Below are 15,574 nucleotides of genomic sequence, written 5' to 3' on the forward strand. Positions count from 1 at the left end.
AATAACTATTATACCTCAAAGGATTGGAGTAGTTTCAATAAATTTTAAGTTAACAGAAACCTTGGAATTAAAAGGGGGAAATATGTTAGCTGAAAAGAAAATATATATACTAGATGGGGCTACTGGAACAGCCATCCAAAGCTATAAATTATCAGAAGAGGACTATACGTTTAAAGGGAAAGGTTATAAAGGGTGTCATGATATATTAAATCTAACTAGAAAAGATATAATTTTAGATGTTCATAGAAAATATATCGAAGCTGGTGCTGATATAATTGAAACGAATACATTCAATTCAAATAGTGTTTCTTTGAAAGATTATGGAATAGAAAAGGAATCATATAGATTGTCATTTGAAGGAGCTAAATTGGCGAAAGAAGCAGTAATAAATGCCAAAAGGAAAGTTTTAGTTGCTGGTTCTATGGGACCAACAAACAAAAGTGCATCTATTCCAACTAAAAATAGTATCTTAGATAGAGAGATTAGTTTTAATGAATTGTTTGAGAGTTACTGTGTTCAAGCACAAGGACTTTATGATGGTGGAGTTGACTTATTTCTAATTGAAACTATTTATGATGGTTTAAATGCAAAAGCAGCAGTTATGGCGTGTGAAGAGATTGCTGAGAAAGTTGGGAAAAAAATACCAATAATGATATCAGCAACTGTTGATAGAAGTGGAAAAATTTTATCAGGTCAAGATATAAAATCTTTGATAACATCTCTAGATAGGGACAGTATTATATCTTTTGGACTAAATTGTTCTTTTGGTGCAAAAGATTTAATACCTTTAATCGAGTCATTGAGTGACTATACAGATAAGATGTTATCTGTATATCCTAATGCTGGATTTCCTGATGAAACGGGTGAGTATGCAGAAAAACCAGAAATGACATTAGAATATTTAAAAAAATTGATAGATAATAAAAAAATAAATATTATAGGTGGATGCTGTGGAACAACACCGAAACACATAGAGTTGATAAGTCAGTACTCGATTGGAAAAGTTCCTAGAGAAATTGGAATTAAAAAAAATGATGGTTTTTTTTTATCTGGAAATAGCCCATTAAAAAATAATTTAAATTTTTATGTTGTTGGAGAGAGAAATAATGTAGCTGGTTCTAGAAAATTTAAGAGATTAATTGAAGAGAAGAGATATGAAGAGGCTGTAGAAATATCGAGAGAGCAAGTTGGAAACGGAGCCACTATAATTGATATAAATCTAGATGACGCTCTTTTAGATTCAAAAGCTGAGATGGAAATATTTTTGAAAACTTTGAGTAATGACATAGCTGTTTCACAAATACCAATAATGATTGACTCTTCAAACTTTGATGTAATAGAGATTGCTTTGAAAAATATTTCGGGAAAGGCTATTGTAAATTCAATTAGCCTTAAAGAAGGAGAGGAGGAGTTTTTAAGAAAAGCTAAAGTCATAAAAAATTATGGAGCAGCAGTTGTTGTTATGGCTTTTGATGAAGAGGGGCAAGGAGTAGAGTATAGTAGAAAAATAGAGATTTGTAAAAGAGCATACGATTTATTGATAAAACATGGATGGAAGAAAGAGGATATTGTTTTTGATCCAAATATTTTAACTATTGGCACTGGAAGACAAGAAGACAAAGGTCATGCTGTAGACTTTCTTCGAGCTACGAAATGGATATCTGAAAATTTAAAAGGAGCTAAAATCAGTGGTGGGATAAGCAATCTGTCTTTTGCATTTCGAGGAAATAGCAATTTGAGAAAACTTATTCATGATAGATTTTTAAAAAAAGCTCTTATAAATGGATTGAATATGGCAATTATAAATCCAAATGAAAATGAGGTAGAATTCCCTGAAGAGTTAATTGTTTTAGTAGATAGATTAATAGAAGGGGAGGATGCATTAGAACAGATATTAGAGTTTTTTAAAACTAAGAAATTTAAGGCAAAAAATGATTTAAAAAACGATTTCGAACAGATAGAAAAGAGTTTTGAAGATAGATTGAAATCTAAAATATTAAATGGTAAAGTAAGAGGATTAGAATCTGATATAGATGAAGCTTTAAAAAGCTATAAAGCTCTAGATATTATTCAAAATATTTTGATGGTTGCGTTAGAGGAAGTTGGAGATAAATTTGAAAAAGGAGAGATTTATCTGCCACAAATAATAAAATCGGCAGTTGTTATGGAAAATGCTGTAAAATATCTGACTCCATACATCACACAAAAAGAGGTCTATAAAAAAAATAAAGGAAAGATTCTTATGTGTACAGTTAAAGGTGATGTTCATGATATTGGAAAGAATATCACTAAAACTGTTTTAGAATGTAATGGTTACGAAGTTTTAGATTTAGGAGTTATGGTTGAAAAAGAAAAAATTTATAATTTTGCTATTGAAAATAATGTGGATGCTGTAACATTGAGTGGATTAATAACTCCATCGTTAAGTGAAATGGAGGAGGTTTTAGATTTATTTAATAAAAATAAACAAACTTTACCTTTAATTATAGCAGGAGCAGCAACATCTAAACTGCATACAGCTATAAAGTTAGAACCACTATATGAAAATTGTGTATTTTATGTGACTGATGCGTCTTCGACAGTAGTTTTATTAGATTCTTTATTGGGAGAAAAATCTGAATTGTTAAAAGAACGAATAAAAAATGAATATCAAACGTTAAGAGAACTTTACTATAATAATAAGAAAAATACAGTAACTAAAAATATCTCTCTAGCTAGGTTAAATGCTATTCATAAAGGATATACTCCGGTAACTCCAAAATCGTTGGATAAAATAGTTATTAAAATTCGAATTGAAAATATTTTAAAAAATATTGATTGGAATATTTTTCTATCAACATTAAAAGTTAAAGGAAGTTCTGAAGAAAAAATAGTTTTGGATGAAGCAAATAGAATTTTAAAAGATTGGTCAAATAAAAATATTATGATTAAAGCTATATATAAAATTTGTAAAGTAAGAAAAGATAATGATTTTTTAGATATTGCAGAATTAAAAATTCCTTTAGTCAGAAATCAGGGTTTAGTAAATGAATCACTTGCAGATTATTTTGAAGAAAATGATTATTTAGGATTTTTTATTGCTAGTATTAAACCAGAGGATGAGAAAGATATATTTCAACAACTTTTAGCTAATGTATTAATAGAAGCATCTTCAGAATATCTACAAAATTATATCTCTGAAAATAATTGGAATATAAATATAAGACCTGCAATAGGGTATCCATCTTTGCCTGACCATTCATTGAAAAAGGATATATTCAATCTTTTGAATGCGGAAAGTATTGGAGTTGAATTAAGCGAAAATTTTGCTATGAAACCAACTTCAACTGTTTGTGGAATATATATAGGAAATCCCAAAAGTGAATATTTATCCCCCCGTACTATATTAGATGATCAACTTGAAGATATTTCAAAAATAAGAGGAATCACTCCTTCAATTTTAAAAAAATATATGGGAATGTAAAAAAATGACGCCAAGATTATTTGTATTACTTGGCGTCATTTTTAAAGTTATATTTTATAAATCTAAAGAGAAAACTTTAGCTAAGTACTTTGCAACTCCATTTTCATCATTAGTTAATTCTAATACTTCAAACTCTTTTTTTAACTCTTCAAATCCATTGGCCATAACCAATCCTTTTCCAGCAAATTTTAACATCTCATAGTCGTTAAAAGCATCTCCAAAGGCGATAGTGTGCTCTAGATCTATATTTTTAGAGTTAGCTAAAACTTTTAAAGCTTTTCCTTTTGAAGTTTCAAAATGAACAACATCAAGATAATTTTCTTGTGATATAAATGCATTTACTTCTTTTAAAGAGTTAAACTCAGAAGAAAGTTTTTCTAATTTATTGTTATCTTTACTCATTAAAACTATTTTTTCAAAATCAAATGTTGAAATGTTATTGATGTTTATTTCTATAGGGTCTTGAGCTGGATTGTATAAATAAGTATTAACAAGATCAAGCGTTCCCTCTCCTATATAAAGCTGTGTTCCATAGCTTCCTAGAAAAGCACACTCCTCTTTTAAAGCTGTTTCAAAGACTAGTCGCGCTATATTTTTATCAACAATTTTTTGAAAGATTAATTCTCCTTTGTTGTCATAAATTGTTGAACCATTATTACAAATAATCTCACCATTCAGGTTTAAAATATCATAAATATGCTTAGCCCCTTTCAAATTTCTACCAGTTGCAATTATAAAATGTACATCATTTTGCTTTAATAAATCGACAATTTTCTTTGTGTAATCTGAAACCTCTTTATTGCTGTTCACTAATGTTCCATCTAAATCTGAAATAACTAATTTATACATTTTGTCCCCCTTATTAAATTATGTTTTCAAAGACATTATAGTATTAAAAACTTATAAATTCAATATTAATATTTGAAAAAAATGAAATCTGTGTTAGAATGTTATAAAACACGTGTTAGAATGTGACACAAATCAGGAGTAAAGGGAAATTAAATGATGAAATCAAGGGTACTAATTTTACACGATAGCGAAAGAGCAAAAAGATCGCTAGAGGAACTAGGATTATATTTATTACAAGATTATGAATTCGAGTTTTTGAATATAGTAGAATATTCAAAAAATAATTGGAAAAACTATGACTTTATTATATTTGATAGCTACAATGACTATGTTTTTGAATGTTTCAAAGAGAAATTAGATAGAATAGTAGTATCTGTAAATATACTAAAAGAGGAGAGACCATCTGATTACATAAAAAGAGGAGCCACTAATTTCCTTTTAAAACCGTATTCTCTAAAAGAGATTAGATTAGTTTTAGATAAACTAAAAGAAACAATTTTAATAAAAGATGAAGCTGAAGAGAATAAACTAAAGTTTTATACTTTAATGGATAATATCCCATATATGGCATGGTTTAAAAATCAAAGTAGCCAATATATGATTGTTAACAACGAATTTAAAGAGCATTGTGGCAAAGACTTTGATACTATCAGAGGTAAGGATGATCAATTTGTTTGGAATGGTATGATTGGGGAGAACTGTAGAGAGTATGATTTAAAAGTAATGACTGAAAGAAAACAGTTAATATTTGATGAAGTTATTCCAGGAAAAAAAGGATATAGACAATTTAATATATACAAAGTTCCTGTTGTTGACACTAATGATAATATTTTAGGAACAATGGGGATAGCTAAAGATATAACCGATTTAAAGAATAAAGACGTTAAATTTGATATTCTATTAGAAAATATGCCATTTGCTGTTTTTACTAAGAATAGAAAGGGAGAGATTGTACAAAGTAATTCTACATTCTATAGATTAACAGAAATAAATAAACTTTTATATATGAATCTTAAAGAGGAAGATATATTAGGGCAAGAACATAGAGAAAGCATCTCTATAGAGGATAAAGATGTAATATTTAATAAAAGTAATATAAGTTTAGTTAGAACCTTAAATACTAAATCGGGAGAAAAAATAGTAGAAGTATTTAAATCTCCAATTATAGATATATCGGGAGAAGTTATTGGAATAGTTTGTACTATGAGAGATGTAACTGAAATGAAAAATCAAGAAGCTAGAATCAAAAGAATGGCATATACAGATTCTCTTACTGGATTAGCAAATAGAAGAGGACTGTATAATTTTATTGAAAGTGAACTAGTTGAAAATGATGCTGACGCTACTATCATGTTTATGGATTTAGATAACTTTAAGCATTTAAATGACAACTTTGGCCATCAACATGGTGATGAGATTTTAATTGAGTTTGCAGAGGATTTACAAAAAATTTGTAGAGATGGTTTTGTATCAAGAATTGGTGGAGATGAGTTTGTAATAGCTTGGGAAGGTAAAATGAGTAAAGAGACTGCTACAGAAACTGCAGATAGTATTCTTAATCTATTAACAGGAAAAAAGATTAAATTTACAAAGTTATCAGCTAGTATAGGTATTGTAACAGGAAATACAGGTGAAGAAAGTATCGACAATTTCTTAACTAAAGGGGATTTAGCACTGTATAAAGCTAAAGATCAAGGTAAGAATCAGTACGTATTTTATAATAAAGATTTAGATAAAAAGAGATGCTTGAATGAAGAGATAGAACAAGATTTAAGAAATGCTTTAGAAAAAGATGAGTTAGAACTATACTATCAACCTCAGTATTGTTGTAATAAAAATCTAGTTGGTTTAGAAGCTTTATTGAGATGGAATAATGATAAATATAGAAGAGTTCCAATAATTGAGATTATAAATATTATGGAAAAATCAACATTGATAGATGAAATAGGAAACTTTATCATAAGAAGTGCATTTTCTTTTGCTAAAAAAATAAATGAAAATAGAGAAAAAAAAGTTGTTGTATCAGTTAATATATCTGCAGTTCAAATTATGAAACATAATTTTGTTAGAAATATTAAAAAGATAATAAATGAGGTTGGAGTAAATCCTAAATATGTAGGAATTGAAATTACAGAAACTGTATTACTTCAAAATATAGACGAAAATATATTAAAAATAAAAAATCTAAAAGATATCGGAGTGAAAATATCTTTAGATGATTTTGGGACGGGTTATTCGGCATTTAATTACTTAGTAAAATTACCTTTATCTAATATAAAAATAGATAAAAGTTTTGTATGGGGAATGAAAGACAGTGAAGAGTATAGAACACTCGTTAAATTATGTATAGACACAGCTCATGCATTGAATTTAAGAGTAGTGGCTGAAGGTGTAGAAACAAAAGAGGATTTAGAACTTCTGAAATATATGAAATCGGATTATATTCAAGGATATCTATTCTCTAAACCTCTACCGAAGTCTGAAATACTAGAAACTATTTTATAAAAAATACAGATAAATAAAAATAAAAGAAGAGTAAAAGTTTAAACTTTTATTCTTTTTTTTTCGTCAAAAAATTTGGTGATTTTAAATTTTTTAACTATAATAAAGTAATCACTATATACTATTGAAACTTAGGAGGAAAAAATGGAAAGAATTAATACTTTAAAAAAGGAGATTTCTAAAAAGGTTATTGGACAACAAGATATGATTCATAAAATACTTATAGGAATTTTAACGGGCAATCATATTCTTTTAGAAGGTCTTCCAGGATTGGCAAAATCACTGACGGTAAATACAATTGCAGAAACTTTAGGATTAAGTTTTTCAAGAATACAGTTTACTCCCGATTTATTGCCTAGTGACATAGTAGGAACAGAGATATACAATGAGAAAACGGGTGAATTTCATGTTAAGAAAGGACCTATATTCGCTAATATTATATTAGCTGATGAGATAAATAGAGCACCTGCTAAAGTTCAGTCAGCACTACTTGAAGCGATGCAGGAAAAACAGGTAACAATAGCTAATGAAACATTTAAATTAGATAAACCATTTATAGTTTTAGCAACACAAAATCCAATAGAACAGGATGGAACATACCCACTACCTGAAGCTCAACAAGATAGATTTCTAATGAAAGTGAAAATAGAATATCCAACTTATGAAGAGGAGATGGAAATTCTTGATCTTTTAACGGGAGAGAAAGAGTTTAATGACATATCGATTCAAACAATAATAACAGCTAATGATATAGAGGATATAAAAGAACAGATAAAAAAAGTTAATATAGATTCAAAACTAAGAAAATATATTTTAGATATTATTTTTAAAACTAGAGAAGAGTCTGAATATATAGCATGTGGAGCTTCTCCTAGAGCTAGTATAGGACTTGTTATAGCAGCTAAAGCAGCAGCTTTCTTAGATGGAAGAGATTTCGTTATGCCACAAGACATAAAAAAAGTTATTTATGATGTTTTACGTCATAGATTGATACTTACATATGAAGCTGAAGCTGAAAATAAAGATGTAGAAGATATAATAGAGGATATATTAAAAACAGTAGTTTTACCTTAAGGAGTGATAATTATGAATTTTAATCATAGTAAAGAGAGTAAAAAAGAGCTGTTGAAAAAAATTAAAAATATAGAGATAAAAGCTACAATTTTATCGGATAATATTTTTGCGGGACAATATCAATCATGTTTAAAAGGAAACGGTATGGAGTTTGCTGATATTAGAAGATACGCTCCGGGTGATGATGTAAAAAAGATAGATTGGAAAGTAACTGCAAAACAGAGAAAAGCATATGTAAAAGAGTTTGTTGAGGAGAGGGAACTCTCTGTATTTCTATTAGTTGATGTTTCAGCTTCAAATAGATTTAAAGATAAATTGGATTTAATAACTGAACTAGTAGGAAGTTTAGCATTTAGTGCAAATAAAAACGGAGATAGAGTTGGAGCTCTGTTTTTCTCTAATGAGATAGAAAAAATTATCTCTTTGAAAAAGGGAAAAAAACATGCCCTTTCTATTATAGAAAATCTTTTAGTTTTAAATCCAAAAGGAAAGAATACCGATATAGCTAATGCTCTTAGATATTTTGGAAAAATATTCAAACGAAGATCTGTTATATTTTTAATCTCTGATTTTTTGGATGATAACTACGAAAAGGAACTGAAAAGTTTATCTAGAAGGCATGAGATAATTCCAGTCAGAATAGGTGATAAAAAGTTCGAATCACTACCTAAAGGAGCGATTTTTACTTTAGAAGATTCTGAAACTGGTGAACAAATAGTTGTTGAAAACTATAGTTCTAAAAGTGAATTTGCTATAAATAGTTTAAATGATGGAATCAATCTTTATGTAGGCCAAGATTATGTAAAAGAGATATCAAGATTTTTCTGTCGAGGGAGAGTGAGATGAAAGAGATAAAAAAATTGTTCCTCTTTATCTTCATATTTTTCTCCGTTTTAGGTTTTGGTGAAGAAGTTAAAGAGAAAGAGTATTATGTAGGAGATAGGATAACATTAAAAATATCTGGAGATATAAAAGAGGAAGAGATTAAACAAAGTTTAGAGGAGTTCAAAATATACTCTTTAGATAAAACAAAAGATAGCTCATATATAGTAACGTTTGGAAGTTATAATATTGGAGAAAAGGAGATTCTTCTAGGTGATAAAAAATTAAAGTTACCAATAGTATCTACTTTAACCGATGAAGATAGAGAACCTTATAAAGAGTTGGCTAATTTAGAGAAGATGTATGATGAAAAAGACTATCCTTATACCGCTATAATATTAGGAATGAGTGGAACGACTGCAATGCTACTATCTATTGTATTATTTATAATAGATAGATTAAAAGATCCATATATTATATTTAAAAAAGGAATAACTAAAGTTAACGAGAGTAATTGGAAAGAGAAAGTTAGTTTTGAATTAAGAAAATATATAGATGGTGTATATAATACAAACTTCTTAGGTGGAGATTATAAGTTAATCTCTACATTAACTACTAGCGATATTGATTTTATTAAGAAAATGGATTATTTAAAATTTGCTCCAAATGCTATTTGTAGCAACGAAGAGAGCTCAGAATACAAGAATAAAGCCATAGAAATGGTTGAAAGACTCAGAAAGGAGAAAAAGAATAGTGTTTAACTTCAAATTACCTTATATATTATTACTAATCCCTATAGTGACCTATCTTTTCTTTAGAAGAAGAGTTAGTGGAGCTATTAAAGTTCCAGGAATACAGATGATAAAAAAATATTCCAAAGGAAGTAAAAAACATCTTTTAGGAAAGATTTGTATATATTTATCTACAATTTTCATGATATTTGCTTTGGCCAGACCACAAATTACAAGTGAAGGAAAAATTGTAAAAAAAGATGGAATAGATATTGTTATATCATTAGATTTATCTAAATCTATGGAAGCTAGAGATTTTAATCCAAATAGATTGGAAAAATCAAAAGAGATTTTAAATGAGTTTGTAGATAAAAGATCTAACGACAGAATGTCATTGGTTGTTTTTGGTGGTGAAGCATACACAAAGGTTCCTTTAACTTTTGATCACAATGTTTTAAAAAATATGATATCTACAATTACAACAGATGATATTAGTAGTAATAATAGAACTGCTATAGGAATGGGATTAGGAGTCGCTTTAAATAGATTAAAAGATTCTGATTCAAAATCTAAAGTTGTTATTCTTATGACGGATGGTGAGAATAATTCGGGAGAGATGAGTCCTATTGGTGCTGCAAAAGTAGCTAAAGAATTAGGAATAAAAGTTTATACTATAGGTATAGGTGCAAAAGAGATTCCTGTTCCTGGATTTTTTGGAACTAGATATATTCAAAACAACGAACTTGATGAAAATCTTCTGCAAACTATTGCAAATGAAACAAATGGAAAATATTTTAGAGCTAGTGATTCTAAAGAGTTTCAAAACATTTTCAACGAGATTGATAATTTAGAAAAAACTAAAATAGATAGTAGAAGTGTATATGATATAAAAGAATACTTCGAAGAGCTATTAGAAATTGCTCTATTTTTATTATTATTAGGTATATTTTTCCAATATTTTAAATATATAAGAATACCTTAAGGAGGGATAGTATGGAATTTGGAAATATAGATAATTTAAAATTTATAGTTATCCCTGTATTAGTCGTGGTATTTTTAATATTAGGGTTTAGAAAAAGACAAAATATTTTAAGAAATATTGGTTGGAAGAACGATAATATTTATTCATTTTTAAAAGCTATTTTTTTGTCTATAGGTGCTTTTTTAGTATTTTTAGCATTACTTTCTCCACAAAAATTAAAAGATGAGCAGAAAATAGAGGTTAAAGGAAGTGATTTATATATTCTTATGGATATATCTAGATCAATGCTAGCTCAAGATACCTATCCGAATAGACTCGAACTGAGTAAGAAAGAGTTGAAAGAGATTTTATCAAATTTAAAAGGAGATAGGGTAGGAATAGTTCCTTTCTCAGATAGTGCTTACATCCAAATGCCTTTAACAGATGATTATTTTATGGCAATAAATTATATTGATGCTATTGATAGTAAGTTAATATCAGGTGGAGGAACACAACTTCTAGAGGCATTAAAACTAGCAAATAGTTCGTTTGAGAAAACAGAGGCTATAGATAAAAATGTTATAATTTTTTCTGATGGTGGAGATCGAGAACCTGATGTTTTAAGCTTTGTTAAAAAAAATAATTTAAAAACATTTATTTTTGGGGTTGGAACTGCAGATGGAAGTGTAATTCCAATAGACAACGGGTTTATAAAAGATGACTCTGGAAATATCGTTGTTTCGAAATTGAATGACACTTTTTTAAAAGAATTAGCCTCAGAAAGTGGAGGTAATTATTATTCTTTAAACAATCTGAGTACAGGTAGTTATAAAAATTTGATTGAAGATATTGGAAAACTAGATAAAACTTCTCAACGAGAAGAAAATTTGAAAACTTATGAAAAATATTATCAATATCCATTAAGCTTAGGATTATTTTTAATTTTATTGGGATATTTTTTACCTAAAAAGGAGAGGGAGGAGTCGTATGTTTAAAAAAATCTTTCTTTTTATTTTAGGAGTTATATTGAGTTTATTTTCTTTTTTGGAATTCAAAAAATCTATGAATAAAACTGAAAATATAGGATATACAAAATTTTTATCTGGAAATAAGTTGGTTGAAGAAAATAAAATAAAAGAAGCTATTGAAGAATACAAGCTAGCATTAGATAATAATAACGATATAAACATAAAAAAAAATTATGAACTAGCATTGAAACAACAAGAAAATCAACAACAATCTGATCAACAAGATCAAAACAAAAAAGATAATCAAGAACAGAATGAAAATAATCAAGAGCAAAATAAAAATCAGCAGCAATCTGATCAAGAAAATGGCAATAATAATGAAAATAAAAATAATCAGAGTGATCAAAATAATAACGAGAATAACTCTGAAAATAATAAACAGACACAAAGTGAACAGCAACAACAAGATCAGCAAAAAGCTGATGAATTGAAAAGTATTATGCAACGACTTGAAGGAAATGAAAAGAGAGCTTTCAAAAATAATGAGAGAGTTCTAAACATGAGTGAAGATAAAAATAGTGAGAATAGATGGTAAGGAGTCGGAATGAAAAAAACTAGTTTATATATAATGATGTTACTACTTTGTAAAATAAGTTTTTCAGAGTTAGTTTTAAATGCCTCAAATCCATCCCCATCTAGAAATGAAGACTTTAGTATAGAAGTTTCATTCTTAAATGAGGATAAAGGAAAATATACGATTGAAGGAATAGAGAATTTTGATATTATATCTAAAGCTTCAACAAATAGTTATAACTCTATCAATGGAAAAACAACTTCAGCTAAAAGTGATATTTATAGAGTTAGAGCAAAATCAGAAGGAGAATTTTCTTTAAAAGTAAAAACTGAAAAAGGAGTAGAAAAAGTAATTTTAATAGATGTTCAAAAAAGTCAATCTATTAATTCCGCTTTAAGTGATAGATTTATATTAAAAAGTACTACTCCTAAAACGACATTCTATTTTGGAGAGAAAATTCCATATGAGGAGTATTTTATAAGTGGGGTTAGAGTAAGTTCTCTTAGTCAGGCAAAAAAGCCTAATTTCAAAGATTTTTCAGTTAAAGATATGACTCCATATAGCAATAATAACTATATTCAGACTCCTGTTGATTTAGGAATTCAAGTGACACTTTTCAAAGGAGTTTTACAAGCTAATGGTAGTGGTCTGAAAAGCATATCTTCAAGTAGTGTTAAAGTAGGAGAGCCCACAAGAGATTTTTTCAATGAAAATACATCATATATAGGAGATGAGGATATTGAGATAGATATCAAACCTTTACCTGATCATTCTCCTACTAATTTTAAAGATATCGTAGGAACATTGAACTCTTTAGAAAGTTGGAAAACTAAAGAAGTGAATGTTGGTGAAGCCATAACTTTAACTTTGACTTTACAAGGAAGTGGAAATTTGGCTCTTTTAGATAGTTTGCCTATTAAAGAAGATATGAATTTTAATGTATTTCAAACTATCAAAGGATATAATGAAAAGATAATTGATGGAAAATATTTTAATGAAAAGATTTTTGAAATTGCATTTATTCCTAAAAAAAATGGAGTTCAAAAAACTCCAATAATAGATATTCCTTATTTCAATACGATCACAGAAAAATATGAAATATTAAATATTCCAAGTGAAGAGATCGTCGTGAATGGAAAATCGGTAAGTTCAGAAATAAAAATACCACAAAATACAAACATTAGTCCTATAGATAAAAATATAGAAAAAAATATGAAAAATATTGATTTAGAAATGATTCAAGTTGAGAAAATTTCTCCAAAAAATATTTTTAAATTAATTTCTGTAATATTTGGATTTATTGCTCTAATTGAAGGTGCACTTATTTCTTACCTATTATACACTCGTAAACAGGCTTCTAATTCTAAAAAAAGATAAAATTACAGTTTTAAAAAACTAATTTTTGTGGAATAATAATTTAGAGATTCAAAAATAAAAGAAGTGAGGTATTTAGTTAAACCTCACTTTTTGATTAATATAGATTTTTAATTTTTTTATTTCTTTTTTTTCATGAATTTTTGGAAATGGTTTGTATTTAGATCTTTATTTCCAGGAAGAGTTTTTTCTTTTCTAGAATTTTCTGTATCGGTCTTTTTTTCGGTATTTTTGATTTTATAAAGTTTTGGATATTTTGCAAAAATATTTTTTTGAATTTTTTCGTAATCAGATCCATCTCCAATAACAAACTCTTCATATACTTCATCTTCATCGTCAACATATATTGTTATTTCTAACAAATCATTTTTCTTTGTTTTTATAGAGTCGAAATCTTTAATTTTTTCTATTAAAAACTCATCTGCTTCATCATCTATTTTGTTTAATACAACTAATTCACCATCTAGCTCTTTAGCTAATTTTATATATCCTTCTAAAACTTCAACTAACATTTCTCTTGTCACGTTATACATAGTTTTACCTCCTAATATTTAAATATTTATGCTATATTATCTCATATTTTATAAAAAGTTACAATTCTTATTAAATTAGTTTAAATAATTATTATTTAAAACTTATGTTGATGCAGATAAGAGGCATTATATGTAGTTCTGTTTTCTATATATTGTTGTACTAATTATTATTTTTATATATTTGTAATTATGTGTTTTTTAAAGAAATAATTTTAGCTTTGAATATTTTATAGTATATATTTTTTATAAGAAATATGCTTTTAAAATAAAAGTTGACAATATTTGTGAAATATAGTACAATATTCTGTATTTTTGATCACTGATATAATCCTGCAATAAGGGCAGGAGTTTCTACAAGCCGCCGTAAATGGCTTATTATTAGGAGGAGTAATGGAGAACATTAAACAAAAGAATAATGGTGTGCTAGGGGCTATTGATTCTTATTTTCAACTTAGCCAACACAACACTACAATTTCAACAGAATTAACTGCTGGAATTACAACATTTATGACAATGGCATACATTTTAATAGTTCAGCCTCTATTCATGAGCGCTGCTGGAATGGATGTAAAAGCTGTTACTATTGTAACTGCGATACTATCAGCTGCATTTTCAATCGTTATGGGACTATATACAAATAGACCTTTTGCCATGGCACCAGCTATGGGAGGAAATGCTTTCTTTGCTTATACTTTAGTTGCCGGAGGAATGGTAACTTGGGAAACAGCTATGGGAATGGTATTTCTATCAGGAATAGGATTTTTATTATTAACAGTTCTTGGATTAAGAGGACTTATAGTAGAAGCGATTCCTAAAAATTTAAAATTTGCTATTGGAGTAGCTGTAGGATTCTTCATAGCTATGGTAGGATTTAAAAATGGTCAAATAATGACTATTGGAAACGGGACAATCTCTATGGGAAGCATCTCTAATCCAAATACCATACTATCTTTAATCGGACTTTTCATAACAATTGCACTTGTTTTAAATAAAGTAAAGGGCGGAGTTTTAATTGGTATAGTTATTACAACTTTACTTGGAATTCCAATGGGGATCACTCAGATACCTGAGAGTTTCTTCTCTATGCCTCCATCAATATCTACAATAGCTTTCAAGCTTGATATTATGGGATCATTAAAATTTGCATTTATACCCCTTATATTCACATTTTTCGTAGGAGATTTCTTCTGTACTCTTGGAACACTTCTTGGAGTATCTGCTCAAGCAGGACTTTTAGATGAGGATGGAAATCTACCAGAAGTAGATAAACCATTTTTAGTAGATTCTATAGCAACTATTGTAGGAGCATTATTTGGTTCAACAACAATAACAACATTCTTAGAATCTGCAGCTGGAGTTGAAGAGGGAGGAAGAACAGGGTTAACTGCAATCTCAACTGGAATATGTTTTATATTTACTATATTTTTAACACCTATAGTTTATATAATTCCATCTGCTGCAACAGCACCAGCTTTAATTTTTATTGGAATTTTAATGATGACAAGCATTAAATTTATTGACATGGATGACATGACTGAATTCGTTCCTGCTGTTATCACGATTATGTTTACAATTTTTACTGATAATATGGCCTCAGGAATGAGTATGGGAATAATATCTCATGTTATTATCAAATTTTTAACTGGAAGATATAAAGAGCTAAATGCTCCTGTGTTAATTTTAACACTGCCATTACTTGGTTATTTTATCTTCTTATAGAATA

At 28.2% G+C, this 15,574-nt stretch carries 12 protein-coding genes and 1 riboswitch; of the genes, 10 read left to right on the forward strand and 2 right to left on the reverse strand.

Annotated elements, in window-relative coordinates:
* Window positions 1–82 precede the first annotated feature (82 nt).
* Complete coding sequence (metH, locus tag L988_RS01265; protein WP_047380829.1) at window positions 83–3,463, forward strand: methionine synthase; 3,381 nt, start codon at window positions 83–85, stop codon at window positions 3,461–3,463.
* Window positions 3,464–3,517: 54 nt separating this feature from the next.
* On the opposite strand, the gene L988_RS01270 is transcribed toward metH, so the two are convergent.
* On the reverse strand, window positions 3,518–4,312 hold the full coding sequence (locus L988_RS01270) for a Cof-type HAD-IIB family hydrolase (protein WP_047380756.1): 795 nt from the start codon (window positions 4,310–4,312) through the stop codon (window positions 3,518–3,520).
* Between the two features lie 153 nt (window positions 4,313–4,465).
* Between L988_RS01270 and L988_RS01275 the strand changes: the two genes are divergently transcribed.
* From L988_RS01275 to L988_RS01310, 8 genes are all read left to right on the forward strand, one after another.
* Window positions 4,466–6,817: an EAL domain-containing protein gene (locus L988_RS01275; protein ID WP_052191626.1), complete on the forward strand. Its 2,352-nt coding sequence runs from the start codon at window positions 4,466–4,468 to the stop codon at window positions 6,815–6,817.
* A 141-nt stretch (window positions 6,818–6,958) separates the two neighbouring features.
* Entirely contained in the window at window positions 6,959–7,888 is a 930-nt protein-coding gene (locus tag L988_RS01280) for a MoxR family ATPase (protein WP_047380758.1), read from the forward strand.
* 12 nt (window positions 7,889–7,900) lie between these two features.
* Window positions 7,901–8,734: a DUF58 domain-containing protein gene (locus L988_RS01285; RefSeq protein WP_047380760.1), complete on the forward strand. Its 834-nt coding sequence runs from the start codon at window positions 7,901–7,903 to the stop codon at window positions 8,732–8,734.
* A complete protein-coding gene (locus L988_RS01290; RefSeq protein WP_047380762.1) occupies window positions 8,731–9,471 on the forward strand; it encodes a hypothetical protein in 741 nt (246 codons plus the stop codon). The genes L988_RS01285 and L988_RS01290 overlap by 4 nt, the downstream gene beginning before the upstream one ends.
* Window positions 9,464–10,423 (forward strand): VWA domain-containing protein, encoded by a 960-nt coding sequence (locus L988_RS01295; RefSeq protein WP_047380765.1) that lies wholly within the window; start codon window positions 9,464–9,466, stop codon window positions 10,421–10,423. Before L988_RS01290 ends, L988_RS01295 begins: the two co-directional genes overlap by 8 nt.
* Before the next feature lie 11 nt (window positions 10,424–10,434).
* Window positions 10,435–11,397 (forward strand): VWA domain-containing protein, encoded by a 963-nt coding sequence (locus L988_RS01300; RefSeq protein ID WP_047380768.1) that lies wholly within the window; start codon window positions 10,435–10,437, stop codon window positions 11,395–11,397.
* Window positions 11,390–11,965, forward strand: a complete 576-nt coding sequence (locus tag L988_RS01305; protein WP_047380770.1) for a hypothetical protein — start codon at window positions 11,390–11,392, stop codon at window positions 11,963–11,965. The genes L988_RS01300 and L988_RS01305 overlap by 8 nt, the downstream gene beginning before the upstream one ends.
* A 9-nt stretch (window positions 11,966–11,974) precedes the next feature.
* Window positions 11,975–13,321, forward strand: coding sequence for a BatD family protein (locus L988_RS01310; RefSeq protein ID WP_047380772.1), 1,347 nt, complete (start codon window positions 11,975–11,977; stop codon window positions 13,319–13,321).
* Between the two features lie 116 nt (window positions 13,322–13,437).
* Here L988_RS01310 and L988_RS13185 read toward each other — a convergent pair whose 3' ends face one another.
* Window positions 13,438–13,851 (reverse strand): hypothetical protein, encoded by a 414-nt coding sequence (locus L988_RS13185; protein ID WP_052191627.1) that lies wholly within the window; start codon window positions 13,849–13,851, stop codon window positions 13,438–13,440.
* Window positions 13,852–14,151: 300 nt separating this feature from the next.
* Window positions 14,152–14,249, forward strand: a riboswitch (purine riboswitch).
* Between L988_RS13185 and L988_RS01320 the strand changes: the two genes are divergently transcribed.
* Window positions 14,242–15,570, forward strand: a complete 1,329-nt coding sequence (locus tag L988_RS01320; protein ID WP_052191628.1) for an NCS2 family permease — start codon at window positions 14,242–14,244, stop codon at window positions 15,568–15,570. (Overlaps the previous riboswitch by 8 nt.)
* Window positions 15,571–15,574: the final 4 nt, after the last annotated feature.

The sequence above is a fragment of the Cetobacterium sp. ZWU0022 genome, from assembly GCF_000800875.1.
GTDB lineage: Bacteria > Fusobacteriota > Fusobacteriia > Fusobacteriales > Fusobacteriaceae > Cetobacterium_A.